The sequence below is a fragment of the Pseudomonas pharyngis genome, from assembly GCF_021602345.1.
Lineage (GTDB): Bacteria > Pseudomonadota > Gammaproteobacteria > Pseudomonadales > Pseudomonadaceae > Aquipseudomonas > Aquipseudomonas pharyngis.
The window spans coordinates 17,842-39,944 of the sequence record NZ_BQID01000002.1; the positions used below are offsets into that span (position 1 = coordinate 17,842).

A 22,103-nucleotide genomic window follows, 5' to 3' on the forward strand; every position below is an offset into this window, starting at 1 on the left:
TTTTTGGCTGGATACACCTCAATCATGAAGTTTGTGTGACATCCGTTCGGTCGCGCCCCTCGCCAACTGCCTATGACGTAACAGCAGGTTTTTGCACGCCTGCGGCCTTGTGTGGCAATCAAAAAGGATCTCGTAGTGATGCTCGCTCGCCCATCCCGTCGTCGTACCAGCGTTCTGTCCTCCAAACGTGAAGCCATGGAGCCGGCGCTGTGGTTGCTCAAACCGTTGGCGCACGCGGTGGCGTTGTGTCTGGTGGCGGGCAGCGCGCAGGCGCAGACGGCGTTCAGTTCGGGCTGGTTTGCTGCCAAGGGCGCGGCGCAACAGGCTGCGGCGGCGCGTCCGAGCGTGGGTGGCTTGCCTGGAATGACACCGCCGCTGGCCCAGCAGCAGAAGGCCAATGCGCAGTTGCAGCGTTCGATTCAGACCCTGAACAACACGGTCGCCGCGATTGCCGCGCAACAGGCGGCGCAGGCGGCCGGGCGCGCCGCCGCGTTGGGCTCGGTGCAGTTTGTGCCGGACGGTCTGGGCGAAGGCGGTCTGAAAGTCGACAACAGCCTGACCCAGGGCTGGCAGAACGCGAAGGGCCCGCAGCAGACCCAGGTCGATGGCAAGACCACAGTGACGATCGAGCAGACCGCCGACAAGGCCATTCTCAACTGGGAAACCTTCAACGTCGGTCGCAACACCACGGTCGATTTCGCGCAGCAGTCGAACTGGGCAGTGCTCAACCGGGTCAACGATCCGAACGCCCGGGCCAGCCAGATTCAAGGCCAGATCAAGGGCAACGGCACGGTGATGCTGATCAACCGCAACGGCATCGTGTTCAGCGGCAGCAGTCAGGTCAACGTGCGCAACCTGGTGGCGGCAGCGGCGAACATCACCGATATCCAGTTCCGTGATCGGGGTCTGTATTTCGACAGCACCGGCAGTCAGCCGACCTTCACCGATGCGGCCGGCAAAGTGCTGGTGGAGCGCGGTGCCTCGATTGAAACCCATAAACCGTCGGCTTCCACCGATGCCGGCGGCTATGCGCTGCTGCTCGGCAACGAAGTGCAGAACGACGGCAGCATCAACACTGCCAAGGGCCAGGCCGTGCTGGCCGCCGGTGACCGTTTCTACATCCGCAAGGGCTCGGGCACCGAAAGCAATGCGCTGTCGACCACATTTGGCAGCGAAGTGATTCCGGGATTCAAGGCCGGTGCGGTGGCGGGCAAGGTCAGCAACAACGGATTGATCCAGTCCGCTACGGGCGACATCACCCTGACCGGTCATGAGGTGGTGCAAAACGGCGTATTGCTCGCCAGTACGTCAGTAGCGACGCGGGGCACGATTCACCTCACCAACCCGATCTCCGATACCAACGGCAGCGTGACGCTGGGGCAGGGCAGTGCCACGGCGATCATGCTCGACAGCAGCGACATGACCGCCCTCGACAGCCAGCATCAGGCCGCGCTGACGGGCGTCACGGCCAACAACCGGATCCGTGGCGACCAGTCGCGCATCGAGATCCAGAGCGGCGGCAGCGTCGAGTTCCAGAACGGCTCGATCACCCTGGCCACCGGCGGGCAGGTCGCGGTCAGCGCGCAGCGCCGCAGCCTGGTGCGTGAGGGCGCGATGATCGATGTGTCCGGTGCCATCGGCGTCAAGGTGGCGATGGAAAACAACAGCATCAAGATCAACGTGCAGGGCAATGAGCAGCGTGATGCGTCGGTCAACCGCGAGAAGGGCGCGCTCAACAGCAACGACATCTGGGTCGATGTTCGCGAGCTGGTGTATGTGCCGGCCGGCACCAACGGCTATGCCACGGATCGCTGGTACACCGCCGGTGGCCTGTTGGAAGTCGGTGGTTATCTCGGCACCCAGGGGCACAGCGTCGGCGAGTGGATGGCCCAAGGTGGCGTGGTGAATTTCGCCGGCAACGACGTGGTCACCGAAAAGGGTTCGCTGATCAACCTGTCCGGCGGCACCCTGGATGTGCAGAGCGGGCAGATCCGCCAGAGCTGGCTGCGTGGCGCAGACGGGCGCTTGTACGAAGTTTCCCGTGCACCGGGGGATCTGCTCTACACCGGGCTGTACAAAGGTTATGAAGACAACAGCGAGCGCTGGGGCCAGACCAGCTACTTCTACAACCCGCTGATCGCTCCGCGTTCGCGCTTCGAGTCGGGTTACACCGTGGGCCGGGATGCCGGGCAACTGGTGATTTCCACTGCCAGCGCCGTGCTCGACGGGCAGATGATCGGTGATGTGTACCAGGGCGAGCGGCAGAATCAGGCGCCGAAACCGGTGCTCGACGGCTATCAGCAGAGCCAGACCGCGCTGGCCCGGCGTGCGCAATTGATTGTCGGCAGTTACGACCCGACCTTTGTCGCGGCATCGAACGGCCTGCTCTACACCCTCAATCCAATGCTTGATCAGGTGCAGATCGGTGGCACGCGCCCGGTCGCCGGCAACGATCTTGAATTGACCGGCGCGGTGTCCGATGCCCGCAAGGGCAAGCTGTATCTCGATAACGATCAGCTCAACGGATTCCGCCTGGGTGCGCTCAAGGTTTCGGCCAAGGATCAGATCGCCGTTGACGGCGCGCTCACGGTCGATAACGGTGGCGACATCACCCTGTACGCCCCGGATGTGCAGGTCGGCGCCGACCTGACTGCTCGCGGTGGCAGCCTGCGTCTGGGCAACGTACTCAATCAGTTCAACGGCGGTACAAACACCGACACTCGCCTGGCGGCCAAAACCGACAAGGCGACACAAACCCGCATCGCCGAGGGCGTGCTTCTCGATACACGAGGCCTGTGGAGCAACCTGCGCACCAACCCGGACGATAACGCCAGCCTGGCGTATCTGAACGGTGGCCTGATATCGGTCCGCAGCAGCGGCGATATCGACGTCGCTGCCGGCAGCCTGCTCGATGTCTCTTCCGGTGGTGCCGTGCTTGCCAATGGCAAAACCCGGGGCGGCAAGGGCGGCGACCTGACGCTGGAGTCGAGCGCTATTTCCGCGCCAGGCAAAACCCATCTGAACCTCGATGGCGAACTGCGCGGGTACGGCGTCACGGGCGGCGGCACCCTGACGGTGCAGGCCAACAAAATACTCGTCGGGCAAACGGATAAAGCCCTGGCGGACAACACCCTGCAACTGTCCGCGGATCTGTTCGGCAAAGGATTCTCCGCCTATAACCTGATCGGCCTGAGCGGACTCGAAGTTGCCGAAGGCACCGCAATCGACGTGACCATGCCGGTCTACCGTTTCGGCGATGCGGCACCGAACGAGATCAGCGGCGTTGATCCGCGTACGGCGCTGGAGCTGTGGACCGCGACGCTGTTCCAGGAAAACCCGACCAAGGGCGTTCTGACCCAGCGCGCCGGTGCCAGCCTGACGTTGCAAGGTGGCGCAACATTGGACGACCTGATCGATGCCGCCAACAGCACCTTGACGCTGGGCCGTGGCTCGCGCATCAGCGTCGACCCGGGACAAAGCATCAAACTGCGTGGCGCCGGGCAGATCACCGTCGATGGTGAGCTGTATGCAAGGGGGGGCACGATTGACATCCGCCAGCAACAGTTCGGCTCGATCAAGCCGGCGACGTCCATCCTGGTTGCCGATCCGAAGGCCCATGACCGTTCGATCTGGATCGGTGAACAGGCCGTGCTGGATGTATCCGGCCAAGTCAGTACCGCAACGGACGTTCTGGGGCGCACGTATGGTCAGGTGGGCAAGGGCGGCAGCATCGTCATCGGCGGCGAGATCGACTCGAAACTCGCCACAGCCACCGCTGCCGATGCTTACGTGATCGTACGACCAGGCGCACGGCTGGATGCCTCGGGTGCAGAGGCGTTGCTCGATATCGCCGGCCAGGGTCCGATCCGCATCGCCACTGACGGTGGTCGCATCAGCCTGAGTTCTTACAACGGTCTGTTCATCGAAGGCAGTCTGCGTGCGGTGGCGGGTGGTCTCGGGGCCGCTGGAGGACGTCTGGACATTGCCCTGGAATCACCGTTGTACGCGGACTCTGCGGACAACAAGGTGCGAGCGCCAAGGGAGATGATCATTGCTCAAGGCGCGGCTGATCAGCGATTGGGATCGAATCTGGAACCCGGCCATAGCGCTGACGGTTTGCGCTACGGGCAGGCGCGCTTGAGTGCCGATGGTTTGATGAGTGGTGGTTTCGATAACCTGAGTCTGCTCAGCAACGGTCTGCTGTCGTTCGACGGTGACGTGAATCTGCACATGAATCAGAGCCTGAGCCTGTATGCGGGCGCCTTGTCTCTGGCCGAGTCGTCGAACGATGCAACGCGTGTCAATGTCAGCGCACCCTATCTGCGCCTGTCCGGAGTCGGCACTTACTACGGCATCGTCGGTAAGGTTCGACCTCAGGCAACACTCAATCCGACGACCCGACTGTCAGAGGCCAGCTTCAACGCATCAGCGAATCTGCTGGATCTGAGCAACGGTCTGTCGTTCGGTACCCAGGGCGTGATCCGGCAAGTCAGCGGCCCTGCCGCTGAATACAGCCGACGGGCTTTTGGCGAGGTATCGCTTGATAGCAGCGGTGATCTGCGTTTCCTGGCACAGACCGATGGCGCGGAGAAGACCCGCCTGTGGACGCCGGGTGACTTGAGCCTTGGCGCTGCACAGATTTATCCCGCCAGCGGCGTCCAGGCTGAAGTGCGTGTCGGTTATCAGGGCTCGATTACGGCGCCGGCGCACACGTTGCGCATCAGCGGACGGGGTGCGGCGCCCGTTGCATTGCCGTACTCGGTGTTCGGCAAGTTGAGTCTGTATGGCGGGTACGTCGAGCAGGGAGGGGTGATTCGCGCACCGCTGGGCCTGATTTCTCTGGGTGACGATCTGTTGACCCAGACTCGCGAGGTTCATCTGCTTCCCGGCAGCCTGACCTCGGTCAGCGCTGCCGGCCTGGTGATGCCGTATGGTGGCACCACCGATGGCATCGACTACCTTTACAACGGCAAGTCCGTCGCCCTTGAGGGGATCACGGGCGAGAACACAGGCGTGGCAATCCGCTCGCAATTCATTGACGTACAGAGCGGCGCGGTGATTGACCTTTCGGGCGGTGGCGATCTGCGCGGCGCCGGTTTCGTTTCCGGGCGTGGCGGCTCAACCGATGCGCGTTTCAACCCGCTGGTACGCAACGCCGCTGACGGTACATTCAGCTTGCCGGGGCTGGCAAGCAACCCGGTCTACGCCATTGTCCCGGGCAATCAGAGTATCTACGCGCCCGTGCTCGCCGAAGCCGGTGCGGTGGACCCGCGTATCGGCCAGCAAATCACGCTGGGGGCTGGTGTGCCGGGGCTGCCGGCGGGCACTTACACACTGTTGCCTTCTACTTTCGCGCTGTTGCCCGGTGCGTTCCGGGTCGAGGTCAATGGTCAGGCCGCACCAGGCACGACAACGGGCACATTGCGCAATGGTTCGTGGACCAGCAACGCACAGATGTCGATTGCCAATACCGGCCTGCGCGACAGTCTGGCCAGTCAGGTCATTCTGACTTCGGCTGATGTGTTGCGCCGTTATTCGCAGTACAACGAAACCGGATTCACTGCATTTATCCAGAGCGATGCCGCGCGCCGTGGCGTGCCAAGGGCGCTGGCACCGATGGATGGCAAGACACTGGATTTGCGTCTGGTTGCTGGCGGCAAGCAAGACATTGCGCTTCAGTTCGCGGGTAGCGCGTTATTCGCGGCAGCCGAAAATGGCAGGGTTGGCACAGCGGTGGTACGCAGTGGCAACGCCGGCGCAGATTTTGAAATCCTGGGTGCAGGGCATGCACCCACGGAAGGTTTCAAAGGCGTCTCTCTCTATGCCGATACCCTGAACAACCTGAATGCAGGACGTCTGACCGTCGGCGCAATGCCGAATGTGCGGTACACCGTGGAAGGTAATCTCATCAGTTTCCTGGGTGATAACTCCAGCATCGTTCTGCGCGAAGGGGCCGTATTGTCGGCGCCGGAAGTGCTGTTGCGCACGACATCGGGCGCCGGCGGGATAACGGTCGAGGCGGGGGCGGGCATCAATACGCTGGGGCGCGGCAATGTCGCTTATGACTCCGCAGACGGCTATCTCTATAAACCGGGGGCCGCCAGCATGTTGTTGGTGTCCAACGGCTGGACCAATGTGCTGGCACCCGACCTCGGCAGCGGCGGCAACGTTCGTATCGGCACCTGTGCGTCTGACGCATGCAGCAATCCGGCGCTGCTTTATTCCAATGGCAGCATTACCGCCGCCACCAACGATCAGTTCGAGCTGGGTGAGACAGTACGTTTCGGTACTCGACATCTGGCGCTCGCCGTTGGCGCGGTGAATGTCGGTAATGCAGCGTCGCTGGCGGCGGCAGGCAACCGCGTACCCAATGGCCTGGTACTGAACCCGACTGTGCTTGACCGCCTGTTACGCGGCGATACCCAGTATGGTGCGCCAGCCCTTGAAACCCTGAGCCTGACCGCTCGCGATGCAATCAACTTCTTTGGCAGCGTGACCCTCGATACGCTGGATCCGCAGACCGGTCAGAGCAAGTTGCAGAATCTGTTACTCGTGACACCTGCGATTTACGGCTTGGGCGATGCCAGTGATGTGGCGACCATCCGTACCAGCAATCTGATCTGGAACGGTGCCACTCAAAACCCGGGCACGGTGATCAAAGAGGGGGCCGGCACCGGAAAGGGGACGCTGGATATTCAGGCGCAACGCATCGAGTTGGGTTACGGGCCGATGCCACAGCCCAATGGTCTGGATCAGAACAATCGTCTGGTGCTGGGTTTTGCCAACGTGAACCTGAGTGCCAGCGACCGTATCACCGCCAATCACAAGGGCAGCCTGGCGGTGTATCAGGAGCAGGGCGTTTACGACCCGGTCAAAGGCTACACCTACAGTGGCGGCAATCTGAATCTGCGCACACCGTTGCTGACCGGTGAAGCGGCATCGGTCAGTCTGCTCAAGGCCGGCAACAGCCTGACGCTCAGTGGCGCCGGGGCTGTCGGAGTGGCCAATGCCCTGGGGGCGGAGTTGAACCTCGAAGCCCGCGACATCGTGCTCGACAGCCGTATCGCATTGGCCAGCGGCAAGCTGACGGTGAAGTCCGAGGGCGATCTGACCCTGGGCAGCGGAGCCATGCTGGATATGGCCGGGCGCACCTTGCCGTTCAACGATGTCAACAAGTACAGCTGGGGCGGCGATGTTTCGCTGTACAGCGCCAACGGCAATATCCGTCAGGCCGCGGGCTCGCGCATCGATCTGTCGGCGCAGAACAATCAGGCCGGCAATCTCAGCGTCGTCGCATTGGCGGACGCAGCCGGGATGGTCGACCTGCAAGGCGAGATTGTCGGCGGCAGCAGCGGTTACTACGACGCCGGGGGCACGTTGGTGCCGTACAAGGCCGGGGGCGTGGACATTCGCGCGCAGCGTCTGGACGGTGACGCCTCCGAGCAGTTTGCCGCGCTCAACCAGCGCTTGAACGCCGGTCAGGTGTTCGGCAGCCGCAGCTTGCAGCTCAAGCAGGGCAACCTGGTGATCGGCGACGGTCTCAAGGCCGGTGAGGTCAATGTGTCGGTGGACAATGGCAGCCTGATGGTGGCCGGTCTGATCGATGCCAGCGGCGAACGTGTCGGCAGCATTCGTCTGTCGGCGAAAAACGGTCTGACCCTCGCGGGTAACAGCGTGCTCGATGCCCATGGTCGCGTGCTGCGGGTGGACAGCTACGGCAAGATCATCGATGCGCCGAACCGTGCCACGGTCGAACTCGGTTCCGGCGATGGCTTGCTCACGCTGGGCAGCGGCGCGCGCATCGACCTGCGCCACGGCACCGATGCCGTGCCCGGTTTCCTCGCAGGGCAACACGATGGAATGCTGCGCGGCACGCTGGAGCTGAACGCGCCACGCCTGGGCAACAATGACATCGCCATCGACGCCAGCGGTGCGCTGACCATTCAGGGCGCGCGTTCTATCGGGCTCAATGGCATGCGCCGTTACACCGATGCCCGTGATGGTGTCGATCAGGCCGTCAGCGGGCGGCCGTATCAGGTCATCGATCAAGCCATGCTCGATCGCATTCACGGTGACAGCAACAACTTCATCAACGCTGCGCTGGGCAACAGTGATCTGCTGCAACGCAAACTGGCCGGGCTGAACAACGCCACCTACGCCGATGCATTCCATCTGCGACCGGGCGTGGAAATCGCCAGCAAGACTGCCGACGGTGATCTGGTGGTGGAGGGCGATCTGGACCTTTCGGGCTATCGCTACGCCAGTCTCAATCCGCACACGCGGCTGAACCCTGCCGTTTACGGTTCAGGGGAGGCCGGCAGCCTGGTGATCCGTGCCGGCGGCAACCTCGATATTTACGGCAGCATCAACGACGGCTTCGCCCCGCCACCTGAAACCGTCGATGATGCCGGCTGGAAACTGATTGCCGGTGTGCAGCCGTTCGGCGGCGATCTGATCGTTCCGGGCACCGGTGTTTCGCTGGCCGAGGGTACGAGGTTCCCGGTAGGTGCAACGCTGAACTATGACGTGGCGATTCAGAGTGCGACCTTCGCCAGCGGTACGTTGCTGCCAGGTCAAGTGACCCTGAAAGAGTCCTATACCTTCAGCGCCGGTACGGTGCTGGCTGGCGCGATTCACGACCAGAACGGCAATTTGCTGTACGCCGCAGGAACATTGCTCAGCGACAGCGTGACCTTGCCAGCCACTACGCGTCTGGGTGCAGGCATTCGCCTGAACAAGGCGACCTCGCTGGACGCGATGACCTGGCCCAAAGGAGTGCCGCTCCCCGGGACTGTCGATGCAGACACCGGCAACACTGACGGCGTTCTGTTGAGCGGTTCACTGGCCTTGTTGCGCGGGTCGCTGATTCCGTCAATGACGGACGTGAAACTGGCCGACGGTACGTCCCTGATCGAGTTGCGCCCGTTCAACGGCACGCAGCAGGGCAAGAACTGGGCAGTGGCGAGCATGTTGCCGTCGGGCAGTGCTTCGTGGTCAATGCGTGTGGTGGCCGGTGCCGATCTTGAGGCCGCCGATAACCGCATGGTCAAACCGGTGACCAGCGAAGGCAATTTGCGACTGGCGGATACTCACTATGGCGTGACGGTCACTCAGGGTGCCGCGAAACTGGTCTGGGCCGTCGGCAACCAGTATGGCTTCCCCGCGTATGAGCCGATCCCCGAGGAATACCTGATTCTGTGCGAGATCGGTCCCGGCGATTGCGCGCCGATGGCACGCTGGGTCTGGGCACCGGGCAGTGGCATGGGCGCCGATTACGAGCCCGTTCCGGATGACTACCTGATCCTCTGCCAACTGATGCCGGAGTTGTGCCTGGAAAACAATCCGCAGAAATCCGCCAAGGCTCACACCCAGATGTTCAGTGTGCTGCGCACAGGGACGGGCGATCTCGACCTGATATCGGCGGGCAATCTGAGCATGGACTCACCTTTTGGTGTGTACACCGCAGGGACGCAGTCGGCCAATGTCGATCCGCTCTATAACCAGCCACGCGGGCACCTTTCCGATACCAACTCGGTTCTGGGCAGCACGGGGGCCGACTACGAAAAATGGGTCAACGGTGGCACTGACAGCCTTTATCAGGCCTGGTATCCACAGCTGGGCGGCAACCTCACAATCAATGCCGGTGGATCGATTTCCGGCGATTCGGTAGGGCACAAGGAGCAAACCACGTCCGGCGGTTTCCGCGACCAAATCGCCAGCGTCGCCGTCGGCAACTGGGTGTGGCGCCAGGGGACGGGGAGTGCCGATGTTCCAACCGCCTGGTGGATCAACTTCGGCAGTTACATCACTCAGCCGATACCGAATGCAACCAGTACCGACCCATATCTGGTGGGGTTTACCGGCTTTGGTACGCTTGGCGGCGGCAACATCAGTTTGCGCGCCGGGGCTGACGCGGGCCTGTTGAAGCCCATGGGCGATTCGCGCAATTACCTGCGCAGTCAAGGGCTGATCGTGGCAGTCGGCAGCACAGGCAGAATCGGCAGCGATGGTAGCGTGCAGATGACCGGTGGCGGTGACATGGATATCCGCATTGGCGGTCAGCTCAACCCGTCGCTGCAAGCCCGGGCGGGTGATACCGGCACGGCGCGACCATTCCACGATCTGCAAGGTGCACTGATCAACCTGCGCGGCGCGGCACAATTGAGTGGCGGGGCTGTGGGCGGAATTGATCTGCAATACGGCGCGGCCTCGCAATTCAATGACCCGCGAGAGACGCGCGCTTTCGATCCGTTTACTTCCACGCTCAGCAAAGCTTCCGGTGGCCTGGTGTTGATTCCCGGTGACTCGGGCATGAGCCTTAGCACCCGTGGCGATCTGGTGTTGGGCGGGGCTGGGGATCCGGGGCGAGTGAGCCTGCAGAACGCGACCCCTGTTTTCGACAGCAATGGGGACATCAATAGAGGCGGGATCCTGAGTGGTTTTTCGTTGTGGACCGACCATACGGCAATCGACTTGTTTTCGGCGGGTGGCAATCTCACGCCCAGTACGCAGATCGCAGAGTTCGACGGTTCCAACAATCTGATCCTTGGGCGAAACACTTCGCCTACGGACGGTCGATTCGTCTATCCCTCCATCCTTCGGGCAGTGGCGGGGCAGGGTTCCATTTATGCCGGTCCGTCTGCCGCTTTTGACGGCGGGCTTGGCAACAACCCGCTTAAAGCCTATTCGTTGCTGCTGGCGCCATCGCAGTCAGGTCAGCTGGAATTGTTGGCGGGTGATTCGATCTACGCAGGTGGCTATGCGATCAATCAATCCGGTGCCAGTCCTTTAGCCATCGCGACACCATTCAATCCGGCGTTCAATCGCTTTGATGCCAATTCGCAAGGCACACTGGTGGCCAGCAATTACAGTCGCGACGGTGTTGTTCCGGACGGAAACACGCGTTATCCGTTGTTCGCATTCGGTCCCGACAGCTATTCGGGATTGAGCGATGTGCAGCAGCCTGCACGCTTTTATGCGTTGACCGGTGATCTGGTGGGTATACGCACCGGTGAGACCTTGAATTTCGAAACATCCAAACGTACCTGGTACGAAGCCGCGGGCCCCGTCTGGATGATCGCCGGTCGTGACATCGTCGCGTCCGGAACCAATCTTGGACAGCCAACCTCCGTGCAGCCGGAAGAGATGGGCATCAACCGTGAGAACATCACGTCCACCGGCAACCTGTTTGTCCATAACGATCCACGAGACATTTCTCGCGTTTCTGCCGGTCGCGACATTCTCTACAGCAGCTTCGATATCGCCGGTCCTGGTGTCCTCGATATCAATGCCGGGCGCAACATCCTCATGGAAAACCGCGCCAGCATCACCAGCCTCGGATCGCTGGTGGCAGGCGATAAGCGGCCCGGCGCCAGCGTGGTGATGCAGGCGGGCGTGGGTGCGCAAGGACCGGATTATTCGCGGTTCATCGCGCGTTATCTGAACCCGCAGAACCTTGCCGATCCGAGCGTTTCCCTCAACGGTCAACCGGGCAAAGTGGTCAAGACTTACCTCGACGAATTGCAGAGCTGGCTGACCCTCGGCTACGGCTTCAGCGGCAACGCCGAACAGGCGCAAGCCTTCTTCGCTGAATTGCCAAGCGTTGAGCAAGCGATCTTCGCCCGCCAGGTGTACTTCGCCGAATTGCGTGCTGGCGGCCTGGAATACAACGATGTCGACGGCCCGCGCAAAGGCAGTTACCTGCGTGGTCGCAACGCCATTGCTTCGCTGTTCCCGACCACCGACGTGGCCGGAAACCCGATCCGGTATGACGGCGACATCACCCTTTACGGTGGCGCCGGGGTCAAGACCCTGTTCGGTGGCGATATCCAGATGCTCACGCCGGGCGGCGGTCAGGTGTTCGGCATCGAGGGTGCCGCGCCGCCGTCCACGGCAGGGATCATCACTCAGGGTTCGGGCAACATTCAGCTTTACTCCCAAGGCAGTATTTTGCTGGGGCAGAGCCGGATCATGACCACGTTCGGCGGCTCGATTCTCGGCTGGTCTGCCGAGGGCGACATCAACGCCGGTCGCGGCTCGAAAACCACCGTGGTCTACACCCCGCCGAAACGCGTGTACGACACCTGGGGCAACGTGACCCTGTCGCCATCGGTGCCGAGCACCGGCGCCGGTATCGCCACGCTCAACCCGATTGCCGAAGTGGCCCCGGGGGACATCGACCTGATCGCGCCGCTGGGCACCATCGATGCGGGCGAGGCGGGGATTCGCGTGTCGGGCAACGTCAACATCGCCGCGCTGACGGTGGTCAACGCCGCCAACATCTCGGTGCAGGGCAAGGCGACCGGCGTGCCGGTGGTTTCGGCGGTCAACACCGGGGCGATCACCTCGGCCAGCTCCGCTGCGTCGTCGGCAACCCAGGCGGCGGAAGACGTCGCCCGTCAACAACAGGCCGCCTCGCGCCAGAACCAGGCCTCGGTGTTCACCGTGCAGGTACTGAGCTTCGGCAACGAACAACTGGCCCCGACCCGCGACGGCGCCAGCCGCGCGCCGACACCCGGCTACAACCCCAACAGCCCGGTGCAGGTGCTGGGCGCCGGGGCGCTGGATGAACAGGCGAAACAGCAGCTGACCGAGGAGGAGCGGGGACAGCTGACGTTGTAAAGAACTCTCGTGTAGTACGCTTCGGGCGGCCGTTTGGTCGCCCTTTTTTTTAGGTTGATGAAGTTGGAGGGTATTTTTGTCGGGCGTGAAGCACCCTCAGTATTTTGATGTGGCCATTCACTCGATAGACCAGCAGATAATTCGGATGAATCACCATTTCGCGAGTGCCAGGTACTCGGCCGGGTCGGTAACCATAAGGTATTGATGAAAGTCGCTGTGCTGCTGCACCCACCTTGTTTCTTAGCGAAATTGAAGCGTTGGTGTTGTGTTGCTCGATGTATTTGAAGATATCAGCCAGTTGACGCGAGGACTTGCTGCTCCATTCAAGCAGCAGAGCGGCGCTTCCTGCGCATCTCTTCCAGCATCTGGTCGAGCATTGCCATAACTTCATCATGGGGAATGCCAGGACTTGGATCATCAAGTGCATCCTGTACCTCCGCACGAAACCAGCGATCGTAGCTCTCTGCCTCTTCTTCGGATTCGAAGTCAGCGTAAAACGGGGAATGCAATATGCTCATAGTGATCTCCGTGATCAATTTCAGCAGTTTAAGGGGGAATGGCCCATTGTCGTCACTGGCAGACGATGTACCCCATGAGCCCTTGAAGAACCATGGGATAACGAAGCCCAGTATCTGCAAGCGCCCCTTTGAAATCTGCCGGACGTTTCCCCCCGTTGTCCGGCAATCTCGACTGCCACTGTAGGCCTATTCCTACCCTCTGTTTTTCAGGTTTTCAGCCTACAAATCCGCGCGCACCTTCCTACAAATGCACTCAGAACGAATACGGAATGCTCACCTTCGCCCACAGCATTTCCCCCTCCGGCCGGTTCTCCACGTCGAACTCCTTGGCCCAGCGGATCTCCGCGCTGGCGTACTTGAGGAAGGTGAAGTGCAGCGCCGGACCGATGGCGAAGACCTTGCCGCGCACGCCGTCATTCACGTCTTCGCCGGCGAATTGCACGGTGTGGCCGAACTGTTTGTCGTCGGTGGTCTGCTTGAGGTAATAGCCGTTGATGCCGAGCATCAGGTCGTCGGTGATCTTGTAGCTGGCCGAGTAATCGAAGTGGAAGATCTGCCCGGACTTGTAGTCGGTGTCCTTGTTCTTCTCGTTGAAGCTGTAGGTGGTCTTCATCGACACCTCGGTGCGTTCGGTCGGCAGCCAGGTGAAGGAAAACAGCGGTTTGTAGGTGTAGAAATTGTTGCTGGTGTTGGCCAGGCGATCGACGCTGTATTCGCCGGTGGGCACGGTGATTTCCACGGCGGCGCCGAGGGTCAGGTCCTTGCCCATGTCCCACAGGATGATCGGCGCGATGGTGGTATCGCCCATGCCTTCACGCGTGTCGCTCAGGCCGAACACCGAGACTTCCTGCTTGAGCCACGGCTGGGCGATGTAACCGGCCAGACGTCCGCCGAAAATCCGCACCGGGCTCAGGTAATCGAGGCGCGGGATGACGGCGGTGGATTCGATCTCGACATTCGGCACCTTGCCGCCGAGCGAACTGATGTTGAGCTTTCGTGACTTGTAGTGGTTGTAGTAGAGGTTGAAGGCGACCATGTTCTCCGGAAGGCTGTCGACTTCCAGCGGCAGCATGAAGAAGCCGTCGGTGCCGGGGCCGATGTTGTCGACGCCGGCTTCGGTGGCCAGCGCCGGCAGGGTCGCGGCGCAGCCGAGCAGGCTCAGCGCCAGTCGCACAGGGAATGTCGCGCGGTTCGGGGTCATGTCCGTCCTCATTATTATTGTGTTTGGGCGCAACGCCGGCACGCAGGGTGCCCGGCCACGATAGAAATAAGCCCTTGGCGCACAACAGGGCAGGGTATTGGCGGACACGGAAGGGGACTTCTGCGGACAGTCCGCCAACCCTGTGCTAACTTCCTTCGACATAACCGGTTACAAAAATAACAATTCAGCGTGATCCGGAATGTCAGCCCCCATGAACGTAAAAGTCCAAGACCCGACCTTCGAAATGGCGCTGGTGTCGCCGTTTCTCCTGCAAACCCTGGCCGAAGTCGCCGCCAACAAGGGCGTCGAGCCGCAGAGCCTGTGCCGTGGCCTGGGTTTTGATTTCGAAGATCTGCAGGATCCGGCGCAGCGGATTTCCTACCGCCAGGCCGTGGCGATGATCCAGCGGGCGCTTAAAGCTTTGCCCAATCAGGGGCTGGGCCTGTGGGTGGGCGCGCAGAACGTGCTCGGTACGCTCGGTTTGCTGGGGCACGTACTGTCGCTGTGCAAGACCTTGCGCGATGCGTTCGAAATCGGGGTTCGGCATCAGCACACCTCCGGCGGGATCGTCGTTTCCAGCGTCGATGTGGTGGGCGATCAGGTCTACGTCGACGTTGAATGCCGGCTGCCGTTTGCCGAGGTGCAGGTGTTTGCGGTGGAAGAGTTTTTCGCCAGCCTGCTGGTCTATGGCCGGGCCCTGGTGGGCGAGACGTTCAAGCCGATTGCCGTGGAATTCATGCACGCGGCGCCGGATTACGTTGATGAATACCGGCGCCTGCTGGGGCCGGAGGTGCGCTTCGGTTGCCTGCACAATCGGATGCTGATCGACGTGCAATGGCTGGATGTGAACCTGCCCAATCATCATTCGCTGGCGCTGCGTCAGGCGGTCAAACTGCTGGAACTGGAAGCGGCGCAGGTTCATCAAAAACTTGATCTGATCCAGGCTGTGGAGCGGGCGATTGCCCGGGATCTGAGCCGGGGCAGTCACATTGAAAAGATTGCCGGTGACTTGAACATGAGCAGCCGGACTTTGCGCCGGCGGCTGACTGAGCACTCGCTGACATTCGAAGCGTTGCTGGAGCAGGTGCGGCAGGCGCGCACCATGAGTTTGCTGGCCAATCCTGATATGCCGATCGAGCGGATTACCGAGGAGGTCGGCTACAGCGATGTGCGCAGTTTTCGCCGGGCGTTCAAGCGTTGGACGGGGAAGAGTCCGAGTGCGTGGCGCATGGAGAGTTCTGTGATTTGACTTGAGACCGATACCCCTCACCCCAGCCCTCTCCCCGAGGGAGAGGGGGCCGACCGAGTTGTCTTGCGCGATACATCGACCTGAAAATTCTGTGTCGATTATGGATTCACCATCGTTCGTTCAGGTCGGCGTACCTCCTCAATTTTCCCCAATCAGTTCCCTCTCCCTCCGGGAGAGGGCTAGGGTGAGGGGGCGCTTTTGAGGCCATTCAACTCCACACAAACCCTCCGCCTACAGTTAAACTCCGCGCTCTTTCCAAGGAGTCGACATGAGTTACTACCAGCCGGGCATTCTCGCCACCCCTGTTCCGCCGCAAGCACGTCACCTGTTTTTCGCTCTCGAGTCGGTTGAAGCGCTGCCGCAGGCGATCGACAACCTGCTGAACCTGGTGGATGGCAAGTCGGCGGTGGTCGGTTTCGGTGAATCCCTGGCCAAGGCCCTGAATGTGCACGTCGACGGCCTGCGCAGCTTTCCGGCGCTGACCGGTGTCGGCGTGGAAAACCCGTCGACCCAGCACGCCCTGTGGGTTTGGCTGCACGGCGTCGACCGTGGCGAGCTGCTCAACCGCAGCACTGCGCTTGAGGCCGCCCTGGCCCCGGCGCTGCGTCTGGTGCAGATGCAGGAAGCTTTCCGCCACAAGGACGGCCATGACCTCACCGGTTATGAAGACGGCACCGAAAACCCCCATGACGAAGCCGCCATCGCCGCCGCACTGCAAAGTGAAGGCGCTGACGGTCTGGTCGGGGGCAGCTTCGCTGCGATCCAGCAGTGGCAGCACGACCTCAAGGGATTCCATGCGCTGTCCGCTGAAGACAAGGACAACATCATGGGCCGTCGCCTGAGCGACAACGAAGAGATCGACGACGCCCCGGTGTCCGCTCACGTCAAACGCACCGCCCAGGAAAGCTTCGCCCCGGAAGCCTTCGTCGTGCGTCGTTCGATGCCGTGGATCGAAGGCGATCGCGCCGGCCTGATGTTCCTCGCGTTCGGCTTCTCCCTTGATGCCTTCGAAGCGCAACTGCGGCGCATGAGCGGTCTGGAAGACGGCATCACCGACGGTCTGTACCGCATCAGCCGGCCGATCACCGGCGGCTACTACTGGTGCCCGCCGCTGCAAAACGGCCACCTCGACCTGCGCGCACTGCGCATCGGCTGAGGCGCAAGCATGCACGTGGTGCGTTGGGGCATGATCGGTTGCGGCAGCGTTGCCGAACGCAAGAGCGGGCCGGCTTTCTACAAGGCCCCCGGCTCGGCGTTGGTGGCCATCATGGGGCGACGCCTCGAAGCGGTGACCGATTACGCCTCGCGCCACGGCATCGCCCGGACTTACACCGACGTCGATGCCCTGATCAACGATCCCGAGGTGGACGCGGTGTACATCGCCACGCCACCCGACAGCCACCACGCCTACAGCCTGAAAGTCGCCGCCGCCGGCAAGCATTGCTGCGTGGAAAAACCCATGGCCCTCAACGCCGGGCAAAGCCGCGAAATGCAGCAGGTGTTTGCCGATGCCGGTTTGCACCTGTTCGTCTCCTATTACCGCCGTTCATTGCCGCGCTTCCAGCAGGTGCGGCAATGGCTGGAGCAGGGGCGCATCGGTGAGGTGCGGCATTTGAGCTGGACGCTGACCAAGGCACCATCGCCCAAGGATCTGGACGGCAGCGCAAACTGGCGCACCGATCCGGCGGTGGCCGGTGGTGGTTACTTTGCGGATCTGGCCAGCCATGGGTTCGACCTGTTCCAGTACCTGCTCGGCGATATCGTTGAAGTCGCTGGCTTCACCGCGCGTCAGGCCGGGTTATACGCGGCGGAGGATGCGGTCAGCGCCAGTTGGCGATTCGCCTCGGGCGCGTTGGGCATGGGCTGCTGGAGTTTCGTTGCGGACCGGCGCGAGGATCGGGTCGAGATCATCGGCAGCCAAGGGCGGATCGGTTTTTCGGTGTTCGACGAGCACCCGGTCGAGTTGCATGCCGGTGAACACATCAGCCTGGAAATCCCCCATCACGATCACATCCAGTGGCACCACGTACTGGGCATGAACGCGCAGATTCGCGGTGAGTCCCGGCACCCGGCAGTCGCCGCCGAAGCCCTGAAGACCGATTGGGTCATGGATCAGATCCTCAAGCGCCACTGAAGGCGCATCTAACCTTATGCTCATTCGGTATTTCTCAAGCTTGTCATAACGTCTCTAAGATCACGTCATAACTCGTTATAACAAGTGATCCCGTGATGACCGATAACGTTCTCTCCTTAAGCAGCGTTCCTCTGCATACCCAACTGCGCGACGTGCTGCGCGCCCGGATTCTCGACGGCGAATACCCGCAAGACAGCCAGATGCCGTCCGAAAGCGAACTCGGCGCACTGTTCAAGGTCAGCCGCATCACCGTGCGCCAGGCCCTGGGCGATCTGCAGAAGGAAGGCCTGATCTTCAAGATCCACGGCAAGGGCACCTTCGTCGCCAAGCCCAAGACCTTTCAAAACGTCAGCACCCTGCAAGGCCTCGCCGAGTCCATGACCGGCCGTGGCTACGAGGTGATCAACCGCCTGCGCAGCTTCAAATTCATCGCCGCCGACAAACTGGTCGCGGAGCGTTTGCAGGTCGCCGAAGGCGAAACTGTTGCGCAGATAAAGCGTGTACGGCTGATCAATCGCGAGCCGATTTCGCTGGAAATCACCTACCTGCCCAAAGCGGTCGGCGAGCGTCTGGAGAAGGCCGATCTGGTCACCCGCGACATCTTCCTGATCCTCGAAAACGACTGCGGCATCGCCCTTGGTCACGCGGATCTGGCCATCGACGCGGTGCTGGCCGACAGCGACCTGACTCAGGCGCTGAACGTCGAGGCTGGCTCGCCGATCATGCGCATCGAGCGTCTGACCCACGACGCCAACGGTCAGCCGCTGGACTTCGAACACCTTTACTACCGTGGCGATGCGTTCCAGTACCGCCTGCGGATCGACCGGCAAAAAGGGGCCTGAACATGACCCGCAATACCTTAGAGCAGGAATACGACATCGTCGTGATCGGCGGCGGCACCGCTGGCCCGATGGCCGCGATCAAGGCCAAGGAAAAGAACAAGGAGCTGCGCGTGCTGCTGGTCGACAAGGCCAACGTCAAGCGCAGCGGCGCGATCAGCATGGGCATGGACGGCCTGAACAACGCGATCATCCCCGGCCACTCGACGCCCGAGCAGTACACCAAGGAAATCACCATCGCCAACGACGGCATCGTCAATCAGGCAGCGGTCTATGCCTATGCCACCCACAGTTTCGAAACCATCGAGCAGCTCGACCGCTGGGGCGTGAAGTTCGAGAAGGACGAAACCGGCGATTACGCGGTGAAGAAAGTCCACCACATGGGCGCCTACGTGCTGCCGATGCCGGAAGGGCACGACATCAAGAAAGTCCTGTATCGCCAGTTGAAACGCGCAAGGGTCAACATCACCAATCGCCTGGTCTGCACCCGTCTGCTGACTGACGAGGAGGGCGCCGTCAACGGTGTGATGGGGTTCGACTGCCGCACCGCCGACTTCCATGTGATCAAGGCCAAGGCAGTGATCCTCGCTTGTGGCGCGGCCGGCCGATTAGGTCTGCCGTCCTCGGGTTACCTGATGGGCACCTACGAAAACCCGACCAACGCCGGCGACGGTTATGCGATGGCGTATCACGCCGGGGCTGAACTGGCGAACCTCGAGTGCTTCCAGATCAATCCGCTGATCAAGGATTACAACGGCCCGGCCTGCGCCTACGTCACGGGGCCGCTCGGCGGCTACACCGCCAACAACAAGGGCGAACGCTTCATCGAGTGCGACTACTGGAGCGGGCAGATGATGTGGGAGTTCCACCAGGAGCTGGAAAGCGGCAACGGCCCGGTGTTCCTCAAGCTCGATCACCTGGCCGAGGAAACCATCCAGAACATCGAGGAAATCCTCCACAGCAACGAGCGCCCGAGTCGCGGCCAGTTCCACTCCAATCGCGGCACCGATTACCGCACGCAGATGGTCGAGATGCACATCTCGGAAATCGGTTTTTGCAGCGGCCATTCGGCGTCCGGCGTGTGGGTCAACGAGCGCGCCGAAACCTCGGTGAAGGGTTTGTACTCGGCCGGCGACATGGCTGCCGTGCCGCACAACTACATGCTCGGCGCGTTCACCTACGGCTGGTTCGCAGGTAATAACGCGGCGGAATTTGTCGCCGGGCGCGAGTTCTCCGTGCTGGATGCCGAGCAGATCGAAAAGGAAAAGGCCCGGGTCTACGCACCGCTGGATCGCGAACACGGTCTGCCACCGGCGCAGGTCGAGTACAAGCTGCGGCGCTTCGTCAACGACTACCTGCAACCGCCGAAAGTGACGAAGAAGATGGAAATCGGCCTGCAACGCTTCAGCGACATCGAGCGCGATCTCAACCAGATGAAGGCCAACAACGCCCATGAACTGATGCGCGCCATGGAAACCAGCGTGATCCGCGACTGCGCCGAAATGGCTGCGCGTGCCTCGCTGTTCCGCGCCGAAAGCCGCTGGGGCCTGTATCACTACCGCGTCGATCATCCGCAACGGGACGACCGCGAATGGTTCTGCCACTGCCATCTGAAGAAGGGCGAAGACGGGCGCATGACCAGTTTCAAGAAAGCCGTCGAGCCTTACATCATCCCCCTCGATGCCGAGGAAATGCAGGCCTACGACCGTTTGCGGGTCGGCGCTTTCGCCGCTTGATGCATCACTAGAGAGAGTCCGAACCATGGCCTATCAAGCCCAGGAAATCTTCTTCCGCTCCAACGCCCCCGTCACCGTGGACGAGGACAAATGCATCGCCGAAAAGGGCTGCACCGTGTGCGTCGACGTCTGCCCGATGGACCTGCTGGCGATCAACCCGGCCACGCAAAAGGCCTACATGGCCTTCGATGAGTGCTGGTACTGCATGCCGTGCGAAAAGGACTGCCCGACTGGCGCCGTCAAAGTCGAAATCCCGTATCTGCTTCGCTAAAACGCTATCCGGCAACACCGGACGCCTGATTCAACACACCCCTCGTTTCCCACCGCGCCCTGATCGCGGCGGAGACGAACATCCTATAAATGATTCGAGGGGATTCAACCATGTTGCGTGCAGCAATCGCCGGTCTGGTACTGGCTTCGTTCACCCTGTCGGCCTCGGCCGAAACCATCCGCATTGCCATCGGCACTCAGGACACCACCATCAACTGCGCCGCCGGCGGCCTGTTGATTCGCGAGCTGGGCCTGCTCGACAAATACCTGCCTCACGACGGCGCCTACAAGGACGCCAAGTACGACGTGCAGTGGAAGAACTTCACCAGCGGTGCGCCGCTGACCAACGAGATGGTCGCCGGCAAACTCGACTTCGGCGCCATGGCCGATTTCCCCGGTGCGTTCAACGGTGTGGCATTTGAAACCGCCGGCAAACACAGCCTGTTCATCAGCGTGCTGTCGGGCAGCATCAAGGGCAGCGGCAACGGCATCGTGGTGCCGAGCGCGTCGGGCGTGCAGTCGTTGAGCGAGCTCAAGGGCAAGACCATTTCCGTGCCGTTCGCCTCCACCGCCCACGGCATGCTGCTGCGCGCGGTGGCGGAACAGGGTTGGGACCCGCTGAAGGACGTGAACATCATCGCCCAACCGCCGGAGGTCGCAGGTTCTGCGTTGCAGGCCGGCAAGATCGACGCCCACGCCGACTTCGTACCGTTCTCCGAGCTGTTCCCGAGCCGTGGCTTCGCTCGCAAGATTTACGACGGCGCCCAGGCCAATGCACCGACCTTCCACGGTGCGCTGGTGGATCAGGCCTACGCGAAAAAATACCCGGAAATCGTCGTTGCTTACCTGCGCGCCAGCATCGAGGCCAATCAACTGCTGGCCGCCGAACCGGAGAAATACAGCGAGCTGATTGCCAAGGTCACCGGCGTTGATGCCGAGGTCAATTACCTGTTCCACGGCCCGCTCGGCGTGCAGACCCGCGACCTGAGCTGGAAACCGGAATACCGCCAGGCCGTGGGCACTGCCATCGACACGCTAAAACTGCTGAAGAAGGCCGATCGCGGGCTCGACCTGAACACCTTTATCGACGATCAGTACATCCGCGCGGCGTTCAAGGCCTCGAATCTGGATTACACCGCGCAACTGGCCAACTACGCGCAGACGCCGTTGAAGTCTGTCGATGCGGTGACTGGAAAAGCTATCAGCGATTTCAGCCATGTCGCGGAAATCTGGGTGCGCGGTGAGGACAAGGTCCGGCGCTATGCCTCGGCTGAAGAGGCGTTCACCGCGCTGGCCGGCCTGAAGTCGGAAGGCAAGAACATCCGGGCGGTGTATGCCCAGGCGAGTGACAGCGGGATCAAGTTGCTGGCGGAGCAGGCGTGGTTTGCCAGTGATGCGAAGGGGCGGTTGAGCGCGTTCTTGCTCAAGGGGCAGGCGCAGCAATTTGCCTCGGCGCAGGGTGGGAAGGTCTTCGACTTCACCGATGCCACGACTCAGGCCGTGGCTGCACGCTGATTGAAGATCAAGAGCCCCTC

Annotated in this window: 11 protein-coding genes; 8 read left to right on the forward strand and 3 right to left on the reverse strand. The window is 61.6% G+C overall.

Annotated elements, in window-relative coordinates; all coding sequences use genetic code 11:
• Positions 1 to 138 precede the first annotated feature (138 nt).
• Positions 139 to 12,621, forward strand: coding sequence for a filamentous haemagglutinin family protein (locus tag L6D74_RS03780; RefSeq protein ID WP_236187710.1), 12,483 nt, complete (start codon positions 139 to 141; stop codon positions 12,619 to 12,621).
• 49 nt (positions 12,622 to 12,670) lie between these two features.
• Here L6D74_RS03780 and L6D74_RS03785 read toward each other — a convergent pair whose 3' ends face one another.
• The 3 genes from L6D74_RS03785 to L6D74_RS03795 form a co-directional block, all read right to left on the reverse strand.
• The gene (locus L6D74_RS03785) at positions 12,671 to 13,039 is read right to left on the reverse strand and encodes a type II toxin-antitoxin system RelE/ParE family toxin (protein WP_373874451.1); all 369 of its coding nucleotides are present in this window, start codon (positions 13,037 to 13,039) and stop codon (positions 12,671 to 12,673) included.
• Positions 12,945 to 13,139: a type II toxin-antitoxin system RelB family antitoxin gene (gene relB, locus L6D74_RS03790; RefSeq protein ID WP_064597149.1), complete on the reverse strand. Its 195-nt coding sequence runs from the start codon at positions 13,137 to 13,139 to the stop codon at positions 12,945 to 12,947. The genes L6D74_RS03785 and relB overlap by 95 nt, the downstream gene beginning before the upstream one ends.
• Positions 13,140 to 13,392: 253 nt before the next feature.
• Complete coding sequence (locus L6D74_RS03795; RefSeq protein WP_236187711.1) at positions 13,393 to 14,340, reverse strand: SphA family protein; 948 nt, start codon at positions 14,338 to 14,340, stop codon at positions 13,393 to 13,395.
• 211 nt (positions 14,341 to 14,551) lie between these two features.
• Here L6D74_RS03795 and L6D74_RS03800 point away from each other — a divergent pair, with 211 nt between their 5' ends.
• The 7 genes from L6D74_RS03800 (at position 14,552) to L6D74_RS03830 (ending at position 22,083) form a co-directional block, all read left to right on the forward strand.
• On the forward strand, positions 14,552 to 15,589 hold the full coding sequence (locus L6D74_RS03800) for an AraC family transcriptional regulator (protein ID WP_064597144.1): 1,038 nt from the start codon (positions 14,552 to 14,554) through the stop codon (positions 15,587 to 15,589).
• A gap of 268 nt (positions 15,590 to 15,857) precedes the next feature.
• Positions 15,858 to 16,745: a Dyp-type peroxidase gene (locus L6D74_RS03805; protein ID WP_085610495.1), complete on the forward strand. Its 888-nt coding sequence runs from the start codon at positions 15,858 to 15,860 to the stop codon at positions 16,743 to 16,745.
• Between the two features lie 9 nt (positions 16,746 to 16,754).
• Positions 16,755 to 17,723, forward strand: a complete 969-nt coding sequence (locus L6D74_RS03810) for a Gfo/Idh/MocA family protein (protein ID WP_236187712.1) — start codon at positions 16,755 to 16,757, stop codon at positions 17,721 to 17,723.
• Between the two features lie 95 nt (positions 17,724 to 17,818).
• Positions 17,819 to 18,565 (forward strand): GntR family transcriptional regulator, encoded by a 747-nt coding sequence (locus L6D74_RS03815; RefSeq protein ID WP_064597137.1) that lies wholly within the window; start codon positions 17,819 to 17,821, stop codon positions 18,563 to 18,565.
• Between the two features lie 2 nt (positions 18,566 to 18,567).
• Complete coding sequence (locus tag L6D74_RS03820) at positions 18,568 to 20,298, forward strand: fumarate reductase/succinate dehydrogenase flavoprotein subunit (RefSeq protein ID WP_236187713.1); 1,731 nt, start codon at positions 18,568 to 18,570, stop codon at positions 20,296 to 20,298.
• 25 nt (positions 20,299 to 20,323) lie between these two features.
• Complete coding sequence (locus L6D74_RS03825) at positions 20,324 to 20,569, forward strand: 4Fe-4S dicluster domain-containing protein (protein ID WP_007959413.1); 246 nt, start codon at positions 20,324 to 20,326, stop codon at positions 20,567 to 20,569.
• A gap of 110 nt (positions 20,570 to 20,679) precedes the next feature.
• A complete protein-coding gene (locus L6D74_RS03830; RefSeq protein WP_236187714.1) occupies positions 20,680 to 22,083 on the forward strand; it encodes an ABC transporter substrate-binding protein in 1,404 nt (467 codons plus the stop codon).
• The last annotated feature ends 20 nt before the right edge of the window (positions 22,084 to 22,103 follow it).